This is a genomic window from Streptomyces sp. CB01201 (genome assembly GCF_002803085.1).
In the GTDB taxonomy this organism is placed as follows: Bacteria; Actinomycetota; Actinomycetes; order Streptomycetales; family Streptomycetaceae; genus Streptomyces; species Streptomyces hundungensis.
Genome location: NZ_NNBJ01000011.1, coordinates 361028 through 375711, shown reverse-complemented (window position 1 = coordinate 375711; position 14684 = coordinate 361028). Strand labels below are relative to the sequence as shown.

General features: G+C 71.0%; 15 protein-coding genes and 2 tRNA genes. 6 read left to right on the top strand and 11 right to left on the bottom strand.

Features of this window, described 5'->3' with window-relative positions:
• The first annotated feature begins 205 nt into the window (after positions 1-205).
• Both CG740_RS23800 and CG740_RS23795 read left to right on the top strand, forming a co-directional pair.
• Positions 206-2404 (top strand): elongation factor G-like protein EF-G2, encoded by a 2199-nt coding sequence (locus tag CG740_RS23800; RefSeq protein ID WP_100577259.1) that lies wholly within the window; start codon positions 206-208, stop codon positions 2402-2404.
• Between the two features lie 164 nt (positions 2405-2568).
• Positions 2569-4242 carry a hypothetical protein gene (locus CG740_RS23795; RefSeq protein WP_100577258.1) on the top strand — a complete coding sequence of 558 codons (1674 nt, stop codon included), beginning with the start codon at positions 2569-2571 and terminating at the stop codon, positions 4240-4242.
• A 3-nt stretch (positions 4243-4245) separates the two neighbouring features.
• Here CG740_RS23795 and CG740_RS23790 read toward each other — a convergent pair whose 3' ends face one another.
• From CG740_RS23790 to CG740_RS23775, 4 genes are all read right to left on the bottom strand, one after another.
• Positions 4246-4803, bottom strand: a complete 558-nt coding sequence (locus tag CG740_RS23790) for an HIT family protein (RefSeq protein ID WP_100577257.1) — start codon at positions 4801-4803, stop codon at positions 4246-4248.
• A gap of 101 nt (positions 4804-4904) precedes the next feature.
• A complete protein-coding gene (thrS, locus tag CG740_RS23785; protein WP_100577256.1) occupies positions 4905-6881 on the bottom strand; it encodes a threonine--tRNA ligase in 1977 nt (658 codons plus the stop codon).
• Between the two features lie 98 nt (positions 6882-6979).
• A complete protein-coding gene (locus CG740_RS23780) occupies positions 6980-8173 on the bottom strand; it encodes a hypothetical protein (RefSeq protein ID WP_234376446.1) in 1194 nt (397 codons plus the stop codon).
• Entirely contained in the window at positions 8173-8751 is a 579-nt protein-coding gene (locus CG740_RS23775) for a DUF4365 domain-containing protein (protein WP_100577255.1), read from the bottom strand. The genes CG740_RS23780 and CG740_RS23775 overlap by 1 nt, the downstream gene beginning before the upstream one ends.
• Positions 8752-8941: 190 nt before the next feature.
• Here CG740_RS23775 and CG740_RS23770 point away from each other — a divergent pair, with 190 nt between their 5' ends.
• Entirely contained in the window at positions 8942-9667 is a 726-nt protein-coding gene (locus tag CG740_RS23770; RefSeq protein ID WP_100577254.1) for a 3'-5' exonuclease, read from the top strand.
• Between the two features lie 87 nt (positions 9668-9754).
• Here CG740_RS23770 and CG740_RS23765 read toward each other — a convergent pair.
• The 4 genes from CG740_RS23765 to CG740_RS23750 form a co-directional block, all read right to left on the bottom strand.
• Positions 9755-9826: transfer RNA gene (locus CG740_RS23765), tRNA-Val, on the bottom strand.
• Positions 9827-9899: 73 nt separating this feature from the next.
• On the bottom strand, positions 9900-10367 hold the full coding sequence (locus tag CG740_RS23760; RefSeq protein WP_100577253.1) for an SRPBCC family protein: 468 nt from the start codon (positions 10365-10367) through the stop codon (positions 9900-9902).
• Positions 10368-10461: 94 nt separating this feature from the next.
• Positions 10462-10533: transfer RNA gene (locus CG740_RS23755), tRNA-Val, on the bottom strand.
• A gap of 52 nt (positions 10534-10585) precedes the next feature.
• Positions 10586-10987, bottom strand: a complete 402-nt coding sequence (locus CG740_RS23750) for a TIGR02611 family protein (RefSeq protein ID WP_100577252.1) — start codon at positions 10985-10987, stop codon at positions 10586-10588.
• Positions 10988-11185: 198 nt separating this feature from the next.
• On the opposite strand from CG740_RS23750, the gene CG740_RS23745 reads away from it, so the two are divergent.
• Together CG740_RS23745 and CG740_RS23740 are read left to right on the top strand one after the other, a co-directional pair.
• Positions 11186-11602 (top strand): SsgA family sporulation/cell division regulator, encoded by a 417-nt coding sequence (locus CG740_RS23745; protein WP_053723613.1) that lies wholly within the window; start codon positions 11186-11188, stop codon positions 11600-11602.
• A gap of 195 nt (positions 11603-11797) precedes the next feature.
• The gene (locus CG740_RS23740) at positions 11798-12361 is read left to right on the top strand and encodes a CGNR zinc finger domain-containing protein (protein WP_100577251.1); all 564 of its coding nucleotides are present in this window, start codon (positions 11798-11800) and stop codon (positions 12359-12361) included.
• Between the two features lie 18 nt (positions 12362-12379).
• Here CG740_RS23740 and CG740_RS40430 read toward each other — a convergent pair whose 3' ends face one another.
• Together CG740_RS40430 and CG740_RS23735 are read right to left on the bottom strand one after the other, a co-directional pair.
• A complete protein-coding gene (locus tag CG740_RS40430) occupies positions 12380-12553 on the bottom strand; it encodes a hypothetical protein (RefSeq protein ID WP_199846548.1) in 174 nt (57 codons plus the stop codon).
• Positions 12554-12700: 147 nt separating this feature from the next.
• Complete coding sequence (locus CG740_RS23735) at positions 12701-13150, bottom strand: hypothetical protein (RefSeq protein ID WP_100577250.1); 450 nt, start codon at positions 13148-13150, stop codon at positions 12701-12703.
• Positions 13151-13290: 140 nt separating this feature from the next.
• Here CG740_RS23735 and CG740_RS23730 point away from each other — a divergent pair, with 140 nt between their 5' ends.
• On the top strand, positions 13291-13809 hold the full coding sequence (locus CG740_RS23730) for a DsbA family protein (RefSeq protein WP_100577249.1): 519 nt from the start codon (positions 13291-13293) through the stop codon (positions 13807-13809).
• Between the two features lie 29 nt (positions 13810-13838).
• Here CG740_RS23730 and CG740_RS23725 read toward each other — a convergent pair whose 3' ends face one another.
• The gene (locus CG740_RS23725) at positions 13839-14672 is read right to left on the bottom strand and encodes a GNAT family N-acetyltransferase (RefSeq protein WP_100577248.1); all 834 of its coding nucleotides are present in this window, start codon (positions 14670-14672) and stop codon (positions 13839-13841) included.
• Between the last annotated feature and the right edge of the window lie 12 nt (positions 14673-14684).

Here is a 14684-nt window from a genome sequence, read left to right as displayed (position 1 = left end):
CTGCGCCACCGCACCGCCGGGCACCCGCCGGGCGGGCTTCGGGCCACTTGGCGCGCGCGGACCCGTACGACGTATGGACGCACCGTGACGGGAGTGGAAAGCTCGAATTACCGCGGGCGTCGCAGATGCCGCCTCTCGGCACGCGGAGTCCGCGTGTCCGCGCCCCCTCACCACCTCACCGCGCACGAAACCGGGAGGAACGGACATGGGCGACAAGGCGAACGCACACCCCGGAGCCGCCGGCAGGGCGACGACGGCCGACCACCCCGCATCCGTACGGAACGTGGTGCTGGTCGGCCACAGCGGATCCGGGAAGACCACGCTGGTGGAAGCGCTCGCGCTGGCGGCGGGCGCCGTCAACCGCGCGGGCCGGGTCGAGGACGGCGGGACCGTCTCCGACTACGACGACATCGAGCACCGGCAGCAGCGCTCCGTACAGCTGTCGCTGGTGCCGGTGGAATGGGGCGGCTTCAAGATCAATATCTTGGACACCCCCGGATACGCCGACTTCGTCGGGGAACTCAGGGCCGGTCTGCGGGCGGCGGACGCGGCCCTCTTCGTCGTCTCGGCCGCCGACGGCGTGGACGGCTCGACCCGGATGGTCTGGGACGAGTGCGCGGCGGTCGGGATGCCGAGGGCCATCGTGGTCACGCATCTGGAGGCGGCGCGCGCCGACTTCTCCGCCATGACCGGGATCTGCGCCGAGGCGTTCGGCGGCGACGACCCCGACGCGGTGCTCCCGCTGTACCTGCCGGTGCACGGCACTGCGGGACCGGACGGCCATGCGCCGGTCACCGGCCTGATCGGGCTGCTCTCGCAGCGCGTGTTCGACTACCAGTCCGGCGAGCGCAAGGAGACCGGGCCCGACGAGGCCCAGCTCCCGCTGATCGAGGAGGCCCGCAACCGGCTCATCGAGGGGATCATCGCGGAGAGCGAGGACGAGACCCTCATGGACCGCTACCTCGGCGGCGAGGACATCGATTTCGCGTCATTGGTGAGCGATCTGGAGCGCGCGGTGGCGCGCGGCACCTTCCATCCCGTCCTCGCCGCGGCCCCGGCCGCCGACGGCGCCAAACAGGGCCTGGGCACCGTCGAGCTGCTCGAACTCGTCACCGGCGGCTTCCCCTCCCCCCTGGAGCGGTCCGCTCCCGACCTCACCACGACCGACGGCAAGCCGCGCCCCGCGCCCGCCTGCGCGGTGGACGGCCCGCTGGTGGCCGAGGTGATCAAGACCTCGTCCGATCCGTACGTCGGCCGCATCAGCCTGGTCCGGGTCTTCTCCGGGACCCTGCGCCCCGACGAGACGGTGCACGTGTCCGGGCACGGCATGGCGGACCGCGGCCACGAGGACCACGACGTCGACGAGCGCGTCGGCGCCCTGTCCTCGCCGTTCGGCAAACAGCAGCGCACCCTCGCCCAGTGCGTCGCGGGCGACCTGGCATGCGTGGCGAAGCTGACGCGGGCCGAGACCGGGGACACCCTGTCGGCCAAGGACGACCCGCTCCTGATGACACCGTGGGACATGCCCGACCCGCTGCTGCCGCTGGCCATCGAGGCACACAGCAAGGCCGACGAGGACAAGCTCTCGCAGGGGCTGGCGCGGCTGGTCGCCGAGGACCCGACGATGCGGCTCGAACAGAACGCGCACACCCACCAGTTGGTGCTCTGGTGCCTGGGCGAGGCGCACCGCGAGGTGGCCCTGGAGCGGCTGCGCAGCCGGTACGGCGTCCAGGTCGACGTCGTGCCGCACAAGGTGTCGCTGCGCGAGACCTTCGGCGCGAAGGCGGCCGGGCGCGGCCGGCACGTCAAACAGTCCGGCGGCCACGGCCAGTTCGCGATCTGCGAGATCGACGTCGAGCCGCTGCCGCCGGGCAGCGGCATCGAGTTCGTGGACAAGGTGGTCGGCGGCTCGGTCCCGCGCCAGTTCATCCCGTCCGTCGAGAAGGGCGTACGGGCACAGGCGGCCCGGGGCGTCGCCGCGGGCTATCCGCTCGTCGACGTGCGGGTCACGCTCCTGGACGGCAAGGCGCACTCGGTGGACTCCTCGGACGCCGCCTTCCAGACCGCGGGCGCCCTCGCACTGCGGGAGGCGGCCGCCGAGGCCCGCATCGACCTGCTCGAACCGGTCGCCGAGGTCCAGGTCCTGGTGGCCGACGACTACGTGGGCCCGGTGATGAGCGACCTGTCCGGGCGGCGCGGCCGGGTGGTCGGCACCGAGCAGGCGGGCCCGGGACGCACGCTGGTGCGGGCCGAGATCCCGGAGATCGAGATCGGCCGGTACGCCCTGGACCTCAGGTCGCTCTCGCACGGCACCGGCCGGTTCAGCCGCAGCTACGCCCGGCACGAGCCGATGCCACCCCAGATCGCCGAAAAAATGCGTGAACAGGCAGAAGCGGGTCGATAGTTGACAGAGCATCAGAAAGCCGCCCATCGCACGGAGATCGCGATGGGCGGCCTTGCGATGTCCCCTGACGGGCGGGCCGCGTCCCCGATACGCTGGGGTCCCGGTTCAGCAGGTGTGCGGGGAGCGGTGACCGGGAACGGGCCGCAGAGCAAGGACGCGCGGCGATGGGGGCGGCAGTGACCACGGAAGAGCCATTCTTCGACTTCTTGCCCAGGCCGCAGGTGCCGCTCCAGGGTTCCGCGGGCCAGACCGCGGCGACCCAGGCGCTCGCCTCGGCCGCGTACCGGGACAGCCCGGTCGAGGACATCCTGAAGGCCAACGGCGAGTGGCACGAGTCGGTGGTGACGAAGGGCAAACTGTCCCTCTTCGAACCGAATCTCGGCGAGGCCTTCTCGCGGGCCGTGCAGAACCGGATGCTCGGGGCCACCCGCAAGGGCATCATCCAGTCCTTCGGCACCGAGCCCGGCACCATCGTCGAGCACTGCCTGGCCTCGATCCGCATCCGCAAGGAGCGGGACACCAAACTGACCCTGGTCATGGGCGTCTTCGGGGTGCTCTTCCTGCCCGGGATGCTGCTCTGGCTTGCCGTCTTCCAGCTGCGCCGCACCCTGGCCGGCGCCAAGGACCGGCGGGCCGGCGCGCTCGGCACGGTCCTGATGGTGGCGGTGGCCGGGCTCGCCGTGCTCTTCCTGCTCAAGCTGCCCTTCCACGGGATACTCGCGCTCTATCTGCGCGCGATGCTGGTGGCCCCGGTCATCGGCTGGTACTGGGCGAAGGTCATCTGCGAGCGGACCGCGCGCGATCTGCGCTCGCGCTGGGACAGCCTGCTCGGCGGCGGCGGCATAGGAGCCAAGATCCCCGAGGCGGTGCCCAAGAGCTCGGCGGCCGGCTCCGCGGAGCAGCTGCGCCAGTCGCTGGTCAAGCTGGCCGCCGAGGACCAGAGCAACGTCGTCTTCTACGCGGGGCCCAAGGGCATACTCGGGATGGGCACCCGGTGGGGCAGCTGGCAACTCGCCGAGGAACTGGAGCCCAAGGAAGCCGGCAAGGAGATCCACGGCTTCCGCAGCTGGGACGTCATACGGGCCATCCAGGACCGCCTCCAGCTCCTGGAGCGCGGCCCCCTGCACACCGGCGGCTTCCCCACCCCGTCCATCAAGAACTGGGTGGTGTCACCGATCGGCGAGGGTGCCAAGGAGGTCTCGCGGCCCAGCGGCCAGGACATCGACAACTTCCAGGTGCGCCAGCACGAGATACAGCGCATCTGCAACGAGCAGCAGTTCTCCAGCGGCAACCGCCACTACCTGGGCATCCAATTCACGCTCTGGGACGGCCAGTTGGTGATCACCATGATGGTCACCGTCACCGTGCTGCACGAGACGCTGCGCATCGAGGTGACCGGGCACGCGCTCGGCCCGGTGCACTCCCTGTTCACGACCAAGCCGTCGCCCAAGACCAGGGAGGTCGACAAGACCTTCAAGTTCTGGGAGAAGAAGACGATCCAGCTGCCCCTGGTCGACGCGACCGAGGTGGTGCGGCTCGCCGCCCGCGCGCCGCTGACCTGGTATCCGCCGCTGCTCGACCACCTGGGCGGGCGGATAGCGCTGCCCGAGCCGTTCGGGCTGCGGCACGCCTGGGCCGACAAGCCCTGGCGCCACCGCTTCATGGCCGACGACGCGATGCGGGCCGCGACGCCGGTCCTGCGGGTGGTCCACTCCGCCGCCATGAAGGTGCTCGACGAGCACGGAGTGAACACCGACCGCTTCACCAACCGCTCGATGATCCTGAGCGGCCTGGTCCAGGACCCGGCACCGCGCAAGGCGGACCTGTACGACGCGTGAGGCCTACGCGGGCCAGGCGTCGGCCAGCATCTGGCGGGTGTCCGCGAGGAGTTGGGGCAGCACCTTGGTGTGGCCGACGACCGGCATGAAGTTGGTGTCGCCGCCCCAGCGCGGCACCACGTGCTGGTGCAGATGGGCGGCGATCCCGGCGCCGGCCACCGCGCCCTGGTTCATCCCGATGTTGAACCCGTGGGCACCGGAGGCGGCGCGCAGCGCGGTCATCGCCCGCTTGGTGAGGTCGGCGAGCTCCAGCGTCTCGGCCTCGTCCAGCTCGGTGTAGTCGGCCACATGACGGTAGGGCACCACCATCAGGTGCCCGCCGTTGTACGGGTAGAGGTTGAGCACCGCGTACACGTGCTCGCCGCGCTTGATGATCAGGCCGTCCTCGTCCGACTTCGCCGGAATCGAGCAGAACGGGCATCCGTCGCCGGACTCCGGTCCCGTCGGCTTGTTCTCGCCCTGGATGTAGGCCATCCGGTGGGGCGTCCACAGGCGCTGGAACGCGTCCTGCGTCCCCACTCCGATCTGCTGCTCCGGCTCAGTCGTCATGGTGTGCAGCATATGACTTCGGCGGCCCGGGGCGTCGCCCGGGTCGCCGGTGGCAGAACGCGCGCGGGCCCCCGGGAAGGCGTCTCCCCGGGGGCCCTCGGCGTGCGGCGGCGTCAGACCTGGGTGCGCTCCGCCACGACCTTCTCGATCTTCGCGATGGCCTCGGCCACCGGGACTCCGTTCTCCTGCGAACCGTCGCGGTAGCGGAAGGAGACGGCGCCGGCGGCCATGTCCTCGTCACCCGCGATGATCATGAACGGGACCTTCTGCTTCTGCTGGTTGCGGATCTTCTTCTGCATCCGGTCCGACGACGCGTCGACCTCGACCCGCAGCCCCTTGGCCTTGGCCTGGCGCGCGAACTCCTGGAGGTACTCGACGTGCGCGTCACCGATCGGGATGCCGACCGCCTGGACGGGGGCCAGCCACGCCGGGAACGCGCCCGCGTAGTGCTCAAGGAGCACCGCGAAGAAGCGCTCGATGGAGCCGAACAGGGCGCGGTGGATCATGACCGGGCGCTGCTTGGTGCCGTCGGGGCCGGTGTACTCCAGGTCGAAGCGCTCGGGCAGGTTGAAGTCGAGCTGGACGGTCGACATCTGCCAGGTACGGCCGATGGCGTCCCGCGCCTGGACCGAGATCTTCGGGCCGTAGAAGGCCGCGCCACCCGGGTCGGCGACCAGTTCGAGGCCCTGCTTCTCGGCCACCTCGCGCAGCGTGTTGGTGGCCTCCTCCCAGATCTCGTCCGAGCCGACGAACTTCTCCGGGTCCTTGGTCGACAGCTCCAGGTAGAAGTCGTTCAGACCGTAGTCGCGGAGCAGGTTCAGGACGAAGGTGAGCGTCCGGTCCAGCTCGTCGGCCATCTGCTCCTTGGTGCAGTAGATGTGCGCGTCGTCCTGGGTGAAGCCCCGGGCCCGGGTCAGACCGTGCACCACGCCCGACTTCTCGTACCGGTACACCGTGCCGAACTCGAAGAGCCGCAGCGGCAGTTCACGGTAGGAGCGCCCGCGCGCATCGAAGATCAGGTTGTGCATCGGGCAGTTCATGGGCTTCAGGTAGTAGTCCACGCCCTCGTCGAGCTGCATGGGCGGGTACATGCCGTCGGCGTACCAGTCCAGGTGGCCCGAGGTCTCGAAGAGCTTCCCCTTGGTGGCGTGCGGGGTGTAGACGAACTCGTAGCCCTCCTCCTCGTGCCGGCGGCGCGAGTAGTCCTCCATGACCCGGCGGATGATGCCGCCCTTGGGGTGGAAGACGGCGAGGCCCGAGCCGATCTGCTCCGGGATGGAGAACAGGTCGAGCTCGTTGCCGAGCTTGCGGTGGTCGCGCTTCTCGGCCTCGGCGAGGAACTCCAGGTGCGCCTTCAGCTCGTCCTTGGACGGCCAGGCGGTGCCGTAGATGCGCTGGAGCATCGGGTTCTTCTCGCTGCCGCGCCAGTAGGCCGCGGCGTTGCGCATCAGCTTGAACGCGGGGATGTTGCGGGTGGTGGGCAGGTGGGGACCGCGGCAGAGGTCCTTCCAGCACAGCTCGCCGGTCTTGGCGTCGAGGTTGTCGTAGATGGTCAGCTCGCCGCCGCCCACCTCCACGTTCGCGCCGTCGTCGGTGGAGGCGGCGCCCTTGATGCCGATGAGCTCCAGCTTGTACGGCTCGTCCGCGAGCTCCTCGCGGGCGGCCTCGTCGGTGACGACGCGGCGCGAGAAGCGCTGACCGCGCTTCTGGATCTCCTGCATCTTCTTCTCGACGGCCTTGAGGTCCTCGGGCGTGAACGGCTTCTCGACGTCGAAGTCGTAGTAGAAGCCGTCCCGGACCGGCGGGCCGATGCCCAGCTTGGCCTCGGGGAAGAGCTCCTGGACGGCCTGGGCCATGACGTGCGCGGTGGAGTGACGCAGGATGTTGAGGCCGTCCTCGGAGGAGATCTCGACGGGCTCGACCTCCTCGCCGTCCCGCACCTCGTACGCGAGGTCCTTCAGCTCACCGGCCACCCGGGCCGCGACGATGGTGCGCTCGCCGGCGAAGAGCTCGGCGGCCGTAGTGCCCGTCGTCACCACGCGCTCTTCCCGCTCGGAATCGCGTTGGATGATCACACGGACGTCTGACACCGGACTTCTCCTGCCGTAGGGGGCGCGCAGCGCGTGTCGCGTACGCGGAACGATCCTACCGAGCCGGTGGGGTACGCCGCGAAACGGTTTGCCGGCGCTCAGTCCGCCGCCGCCTCCGGATCCGCCCCGCAGGCCTCCTCGAAGAAGTCGAGGTTCTCCTGGAGCGACTTCATCAGCCGGTCCCGCTCGGCGTCGTCGACCTGGACCGGGGTGACCTCGCGGGCCGCCGACAGCCTGCGGAATCCGCCCCGGCTCTCCAGGCGGCCCACGACCCGGATCGGCAGCCCGACCAGATGCGCGTGCCCGGCGATGCGGTACGCCTCCTCGTCCAGCTCCATGCGGACGTGCGGGACCTCCGCCCCGGCGAGCACCCGCAGCCGTACGACGCCGGGCCCGCGCGGGCCCGAGCGGCGCAGCCGCACCACGGCGCCGGTGATCCGCACCGGCACGGACGGTTCGTCGCTCAGGTAGCGGGCGCCGGCCGCGCGCAGGGCGGGCAGGTCGCCGGGCGAGAAGTCGACGGGCTCGGGGCGGGCCGCGCACCCGGCGGGCACGCCGGCCGCGGGGGCCCACTCCAGGGCGACCCGGACGCCTTCGGTGCCGTGCACGAGGGCGACGACGGCCTCGGTCAGCTCCCGGCTCACCCCGGCGCGCACGGCCGCGTCGAAGGCCTCCATGCCGCCCGTGGCGCGCTGGTAGTCGACCGCGTCCCGCACCGCGTTGAGAGCCGCGTACAGCCGCACCACCGCGGGCCGCCCGGAGGCGGCCGGCACGAACGCGGTGAGGCCGCCGCCGGGCCCCGGCTCGACCAGGACGCCTTCGAGCGAGGCGAGGGCCTGCCTGCGGTGGCGGGCCCCGTAGTACCCGGCGGCCCCGCGCACCGCGAGCGCGCCCGCGAGCAGCATCCGGTGGGCGGCGCCGCGCAGCCGGTCCTGCTCGCTCCAGGAGGCGGCACCGGCCGGCCCCTCGGGGACCTCGCGCCGCCAGCGCACCTCGTCGCTGGGCAGCGCGAGCGAGACCAGGACCTCGCGCGCGGAGGGCGCGGCGCTGTGGGCGAGCGCGGTGAGGGCCTCGCCGAGCAGGTCGTCGCAGTCGGGGTAGGCACGGCTCTCGGGGACCAGCAGGCTGGTGCCGGAACCGATCGCGCCGGGCGGCGTCCAGCGCGCGTAGCGCCCCGCCGCTCCCCCGCGCCGCCGCCAGCCGTGCCGGTGCAGGAGCACCCCGAGCACCGCCGGATCGACCTGGCCGGGAACCGGCGGCGTGCCACCGGGATCGTCGTCGGTCCAGCGCATCAGGGCCTCCCTCCCACCCCGACCCGCGTCATGATCTCGCAGAGCGCGCGGTCGTCGAAGATCCGCGAGGTCGGTATTCGCACCGTGGTCCTGCGCCGGCCGGTCACCGGATGCCCGGCCAGGTTGGTCCAGTAGCAGCAGTGCCGCAGCGCCAGGCGGTCGTGGCCCGCGCGCAGCCACTCGTCCCGGATCCTCGGCGCCAGCATCACGACCAGGATCTTGTGCACCGACACGGGTGTGCGGGCCAGCTTCACCAGATGGTCGTTGTCCAGCGTGAAGGAGAAGGCCCCGCCCGGCGGATGCGGCGGAATCTGGTACGTGCACTTGAGCTGCACCTTGATCGTCACTTCGTCGTCGACGGTGTGCCCGGGAGCGCTGTGGCTCACGTGCCAGTCGATGCCGTTGTCCGGAAAGGGCTGCGACAGCGAACACCCCGCGGCAGCCGCCACCGCGTGCAGGTAGCCCACCTGAAGGGTCTCCATGCAGGCGGTGGTGGCGAGCGAGCCGCGCAGCGGTGCGATCCGCTCGGGCAGCAGACCGTGCCCGGGCGCGGCCGGATCGGGCTGCGCGAGCGCCATGGCTGTCGTATGCCTTCCGGAACTGTGCCGAACTTTTTCCTGACGGCGCATCAAACACCATTGCCGTCAAGAGTGTTGTCTCCGTACTCGACTCCCCGCAAACGGCGTATGTCGCAAACAGCCCGGGTATCACGGAAACGGGCAGGGGATGCACGCCATCTGCCGGTAGTGCGCGAGGAGTTGAGTAGTCATGACGTGCTGGTACGAAGGTCCCCTGGCGGCGTTCGACACGGAGACGACCGGGGTGGACGTCGAAGGGGACCGGATAGTGTCGGCCGCCCTGGTGGTGCAGGACGGCCCCGGGGCGCGGCCCCGGGAGACGCGCTGGCTGGTGAACCCGGGCATACCCGTACCGGCGGGCGCGACCGCGGTGCACGGCCTGACCGACGAGCACCTCCAGCGCAACGGGCGCTGGCCGGCACCCGTGATGGACGAGATGGCGAGGGGCCTGGCCGAACAGTGCGTGGCGGGCCGGCCGCTGGTCATCATGAACGCGCCGTTCGATCTGACGCTCCTCGACCGGGAGTTGAAGCGGCACCGCGCGGCTTCCCTGGCCCACTACCTGGGTCAGAACCCGATGCGGGTGCTCGATCCGCGGGTCCTGGACAAGCATCTGGACCGCTATCGCAAGGGCCGCCGCACCCTCACCGACCTGTGCGAGCACTACGGCGTGACGCTGGAGGGGGCGCACGACGCGGCCGCCGACGCGCTGGCCGCCCTGGAGGTCGTACGGGCGGTGGGCCGCAGGTTCGCGACCCGCCTGGAGCGCCTGACGCCGACCGAGTTGCACACGCTCCAGGCGACCTGGCACGCCGCGCAGGCGCGCGGTCTCCAGGCCTGGTTCAGCCGGCAGGGCACTCCCGAGGTGGTGGACACCGCGTGGCCGTTGCGGCCCGAAGTCCCGGCGGCCGCCTGAGCGTTGGGGGCGACCGCGGTAGCGGCACCGACAGCGGCACCGACAGCAAAAAGGCCGGTCCGTCGATGACGGACCGGCCTTTCCCGGTGGGCGATACTGGGTTCGAACCAGTGACCTCTTCGGTGTGAACGAAGCGCTCTCCCACTGAGCTAATCGCCCGGGAACGGACTGAACAATACAGGCCCCCGGGCCCAGCTTTCAAACCGCCCGCCCGTCGCCCGACGGCCACCCCTCAGCGCCGCGCTCCGCGCGGGTTCCCTTTCCCCAGGTGATGCCGCAGGCCTCGCCTGCCCGACCTCATCATCAACGCGTGGTTGGCCCGGAACACCGCGCGGCCGGGCACCGCGAGCCGTCGCATGAGCGGCTTGCGCACCTCGACCTCCTGCTCGTAGACGGCGCGCGTCCCACCGCGGTGCGCCAACAGCGTCCAGCGCGCCCAGCCTTCGAGATCGCCGCGGAGCTCGACCTCCAGGACCAGCGCCACGGGATCGCGCCGGCGCTCGCGGGCGGTGACGAACAGGTCGTACGGGACGAGCGAGCGCAGCCGGGCGGTGCCGGTGCGGTCGTCGACCGGCGTCACCTCGCGGACCTCGCGCCACCAGCGCGGGTACTCCTCGACGCGCTCCAGGGCGGCGTAGACGGCACCAGGAGCGGCCCGCAGGTCCCAGACGCTGCGGAAGCGGTAGCGGCACCAGTTCATGCCGTCAGTCTGCGTGCAGGGCCCCGGGCGCGGAACACCCGGGGACGACGAAGGCCCCGGAGATCGTGATGATCTCCGGGGCCTTCGGTCCGGGTGGGCGATACTGGGTTCGAACCAGTGACCTCTTCGGTGTGAACGAAGCGCTCTCCCACTGAGCTAATCGCCCGGGCGCACCGCAAACATTACCGCATGTCAGCGGGGCCTTTGACCACGCGCGGTCACTCGTTGATCCGCCACGGCATCACCATGCCGAACTTCCACACGTAGATGCCGACGAGCACGGCGATGATCACCAGGCCGACCGCCGTCAGGATGATGTTGCGCCGCCGCACCTTGGGGTCGAGCGCCTTCTGCGCGGCCTCGGTGACCTTGCGCCTCGTCCAGCGGAGCACCAGTTGGGCCCAGACGAATTCGGTCGCCCAGATCGCCATACCACCGAAGATCACCAGCCAGCCGGGGCCCGGCAGCGGAAGCATCACGATTCCGGCGGCCACCACCGCGAGACCCACCACGAAAACGCCGACCTGCCAGCTCAGGTGCAGCGGCCGTGACGCCTTGATGAACTCCGGCGCACGCGAGCCGAGGGCCGCGGCGCCCTGTTCGTCACTCCCCGTATCCATGGGCCCAACCTACCGGAACGGTGTCCGGAAACGCGTTCACCGAAATGGACCTATAACCCAAAGTAATAGTCCGCTGTACGAGCGACATGAAGGCCCGCAAAACGGTCAGAGGGGTTTACAACGGCACCGTAGGTGGCATGTCGATTTCGCCGACGTGCGAATCCCCGAGCGCACACTGAGCGAAAGGCCCTGGCGCTTATGAACACCACGGTCAGCTGCGAGCTGCACCTGCGCCTCGTTGTGTCGAGCGAGTCCTCACTGCCTGTACCCGCGGGCCTGCGGTATGACACGGCCGATCCTTATGCCGTGCACGCCACCTTCCACACCGGAGCCGAGGAAACCGTCGAGTGGGTCTTCGCTCGCGACCTCCTCGCCGAGGGCCTGCACCGGCCCACCGGAACCGGCGACGTCAGAGTCTGGCCGTCACGCAGTCACGGTCAGGGTGTCGTCTGTATCGCCCTGAGCTCGCCGGAAGGAGAAGCCCTGCTCGAAGCCCCGGCGCGGGCCCTGGAGTCGTTCCTGAAACGGACCGACGCCGCGGTGCCGCCCGGCACCGAGCACCGTCACTTCGATCTCGACACGGAACTCTCGCACATCCTGGCCGAGAACAACTGAGGCCAGGCAGAGAGCCGCACGGCGCCGTCCGACTCGGGGCGACGGCGCCGCGCGGACAACCACATAACGGCAGTCACCGGTGCCGTCCCCCACGAAAGCCGTCGTGGGGGACGGCACCGGTGCGCGTACGGCACGAGCCGCTAGAGTCCTCCCCCATCGACGGGCGCCCGCCCGACGCAGGCCAGGGAGCGAATCGTGCTGATCCCTCACGACACCCGAAGCGCGCTCGACATGGTGGTCGATCTGGTGAACACCGCGCCGGAGAGCGAGGCCACCGACCGCCTCGCCGATGTGGAGGCGCTGTACGGCTTCGTCCACGACCACAGCGTCAGTGGTGTGGAGCGGCTCTCCATCGGTGACCTCGTGGGCGTCCAGGCGGTGCGCAACAGGTTCGCGGAGATCTTCGCGGCCCCCGACGCCCGCAGCGCCGCCGAGCTCGTCAACCAGCTGGTCGCGGCCGCCGGCACCACCCCGCAGCTGACCGACCACGACGGCTACGACTGGCACGTCCACTACTTCGCGCCGGGCGCCTCGGTGGCCGACCACCTGGCCGCCGACGGCGGCATGGCGCTCGCCTTCATCGTCGTCACCGGCGAGCAGGAACGCCTTCGCCGGTGCGAGGCGCCGGACTGCGGCCGGGCCTTCGTGGACCTCTCGCGCAACCGCTCCCGACGCTACTGCGACAGCCGCACCTGCGGGAACCGCCTGCACGTGGCCGCGTACCGGGCCCGCCGCAAGGAGGCCGAGGCCGCGCGCTGACCCCGCGCGCCCAGGACCTCACAGCAGGAACAGGTCATGCACGGCCGCCATGAGCAGGAGGAAGCCGATCACCCCCAGGAAGATCATCAGGGGTGGCTGCGAGAGCGCGAAGAGACAGCCCCGCGCTTGCGGGTCGGGCGCGCTCGGCCCGTCGGTCGGTGCAGGGGTGGAGCCCTGGGAAGTGTCCAGCATCTCGGGGCGATGATGACTCAGCCACACCGCATGGGTATACCAACACGCCCATAAACAGCGGGAGTTCGCCCGATCTTGTAGCGCGTACGGGAGCGGAAGCGCGCGGTTCACACGCCTTCGCGCTCCCGGCGGAACAGGGTCAAAAGCTCAGATGCCGTGCTTTTTCAGGATGGCCTCGATATCGCTGAAGTCCTCGCTCGGAGCGGGCTGCGCCTTGGCCTTCGCGGCGGCCTTCGCGGCGGGCTGGGCGGCCGGCGCCGGACCCCCGCCGAGCGAGGGCGCGGAAGCCCTCGGGGCCACCGCGTCACGCTCCGCGGCCCTGCGTTCCTTGCGGGTGCCGCCCGTGCGCCGCTCGACGGCCCGGGTCGTCATGAACAGCAGCCAGGCGACCCCGAGCAGCCCGAAGCCGAGCCAGACGCTCGGCTTGAAGACGATCCCGGACACCCACTGCACGACGCCGGTCATGACGAGGCCGACCGGCACCAGCGAATAGGCGGCGATGCGCGTAGCCGCGAGGAAGCGCTTGCGGTACGCCGTGATGGCAGCGATGCCCAGTCCGGCCGCGGAAACGGCGGAGCAGACGGTCTCGGCGAGCATCCGGTTCCTCCAGGCATGGGTGGTATGGCTTCTTCCATCGTGCACCGGAACCCGCCCCTCGGGCCACGGCCGGGCAGGACCTCAGGGAGATCTCCGGGGCGGGATCCTCCCCAGGTCCCGGTTGCTGGGAGACTGACCCCATGAGCGAGACCACCCCCTCCAGCACCGCCGGCCCCGTCGTCCTCGACGTGTGGTGCGAGTTGCAGTGCCCCGACTGCCGCACCGCCCTCGACGACATCCGCGCCCTGCGCGCCCGCTACGGCGACCGCCTCGACATCCGGCTGCGGCACTTCCCGCTGGAGAAGCACAAGCACGCCTTCGCCGCGGCCCAGGCCGCCGAGGAGGCCTTCGAGCAGGGGCAGGGCTGGCCGTACGTGGAGGCGGTGCTCGCGCGCACCGAGCGCCTGGCCGAGCGCGGCGAGCCGGTCCTGGTGGACACGGCGGCCGAACTCGGCCTGGACGCCGAGGAGTTCGAGACCGCCCTCATCGACGGGCGGCACATCCTGATCGTCGACGCCGACCAGGCCGAGGGCAAGGCGATCGGCGTGACCGGCACGCCGACGTACGTCATCGACGACCAGCGGCTGGACGGCGGCAAGAGCCAGGAGGGTCTGCGCGAGCGCATCGAGGAGATCGCGGACCGGCTGCTCGCCCAGTAGCTCCGGCGGCCCGACGCGGCCCCGTACGCTCAGAGCAGCTCCTTGTACTGGTTGTGGCGGACGGTCCGGTACCCGAGCGAGTCGTACAGGCGCCGCGCCGGGGTGTTGCCCGCGAAGACGTGCAGCCCCACGATGTCCTGACCGTCGGCCAGCGCCACCCGCTCGGCGAGCAGCAGCAGTGAGCGGCCGTGGCCGCGTCCGCGGTGCTCCTCGGCCACCAGGACGTCGTAGACGTACGCCCCCTCGGCGGGCGGCCTGGCCCGGGCCACCCACAGGGTCCCCACCACGCTCCCCCGGTCCTCCAGGACCATCAGCCACATCCCGGCGGTGGCGGCCCCGTCCGGCAGCAGTGCGCGGTGTTCCCCCTCCGACCAGGCCAGGGCACGCTCCGCGGGCATGCCCTCCTCGATGCGGCTCCGCGCATAGCTTTCGACCGCCTCGCGCCGCCACTGCTCGTACTCGTCCGCGCTCATGGCGCGCCCGGTCGTCCCGGCGGGCAACTCCGGTGCGGTGTCCGGGAGTTGCTTGACCATGTTCCGGCTGCGCTCCTGGTAGCCGAGGGCGGCCGCCATCCGCAGCGCCGCCTCGGCGTCGGCTCCGACCGAGAGGCGGACCTGGCCGCAGCCCCAACCGCGCAGCACCTCCTCGGCGGCGAGCGCGGCGACGGTCCCCCGGCCGCGGCCCCGGTCCGCCTCCTCGATCCACAGCTCGTCGATCCGGCCCACCGCGTGCCCGAGCGAGGTGTCGGCGGCGATCGCGATCCGGCCCACGCGCCGGCTGTTCACACACACGTCGTAGGTACGCGACTTGGCGCCGTCGGCGCCCTGCTGAAGCGGCTCGGTCGGCCGAATGGTGGTGGTCATCAAGGCCGTTGT

Excerpts from the sequence above, each read along its gene's own strand:
- CG740_RS23800 (WP_100577259.1), top strand. The coding sequence starts at position 206 with ATGGGCGACAAGGCGAACGCACACCCCGGAGCCGCCGGCAGGGCGACG.
- CG740_RS23795 (WP_100577258.1), top strand. The coding sequence starts at position 2,569 with ATGGGGGCGGCAGTGACCACGGAAGAGCCATTCTTCGACTTCTTGCCC.
- CG740_RS23790 (WP_100577257.1), bottom strand. The coding sequence starts at position 4,803 with ATGCTGCACACCATGACGACTGAGCCGGAGCAGCAGATCGGAGTGGGG.
- CG740_RS23780 (WP_234376446.1), bottom strand. The coding sequence starts at position 8,173 with ATGCGCTGGACCGACGACGATCCCGGTGGCACGCCGCCGGTTCCCGGC.
- CG740_RS23775 (WP_100577255.1), bottom strand. The coding sequence starts at position 8,751 with ATGGCGCTCGCGCAGCCCGATCCGGCCGCGCCCGGGCACGGTCTGCTG.
- CG740_RS23770 (WP_100577254.1), top strand. The coding sequence starts at position 8,942 with ATGACGTGCTGGTACGAAGGTCCCCTGGCGGCGTTCGACACGGAGACG.
- CG740_RS23760 (WP_100577253.1), bottom strand. The coding sequence starts at position 10,367 with ATGAACTGGTGCCGCTACCGCTTCCGCAGCGTCTGGGACCTGCGGGCC.
- CG740_RS23750 (WP_100577252.1), bottom strand. The coding sequence starts at position 10,987 with ATGGATACGGGGAGTGACGAACAGGGCGCCGCGGCCCTCGGCTCGCGT.
- CG740_RS23745 (WP_053723613.1), top strand. The coding sequence starts at position 11,186 with ATGAACACCACGGTCAGCTGCGAGCTGCACCTGCGCCTCGTTGTGTCG.
- CG740_RS40430 (WP_199846548.1), bottom strand. The coding sequence starts at position 12,553 with ATGCTGGACACTTCCCAGGGCTCCACCCCTGCACCGACCGACGGGCCG.
- CG740_RS23735 (WP_100577250.1), bottom strand. The coding sequence starts at position 13,150 with ATGCTCGCCGAGACCGTCTGCTCCGCCGTTTCCGCGGCCGGACTGGGC.
- CG740_RS23730 (WP_100577249.1), top strand. The coding sequence starts at position 13,291 with ATGAGCGAGACCACCCCCTCCAGCACCGCCGGCCCCGTCGTCCTCGAC.
- CG740_RS23725 (WP_100577248.1), bottom strand. The coding sequence starts at position 14,672 with ATGACCACCACCATTCGGCCGACCGAGCCGCTTCAGCAGGGCGCCGAC.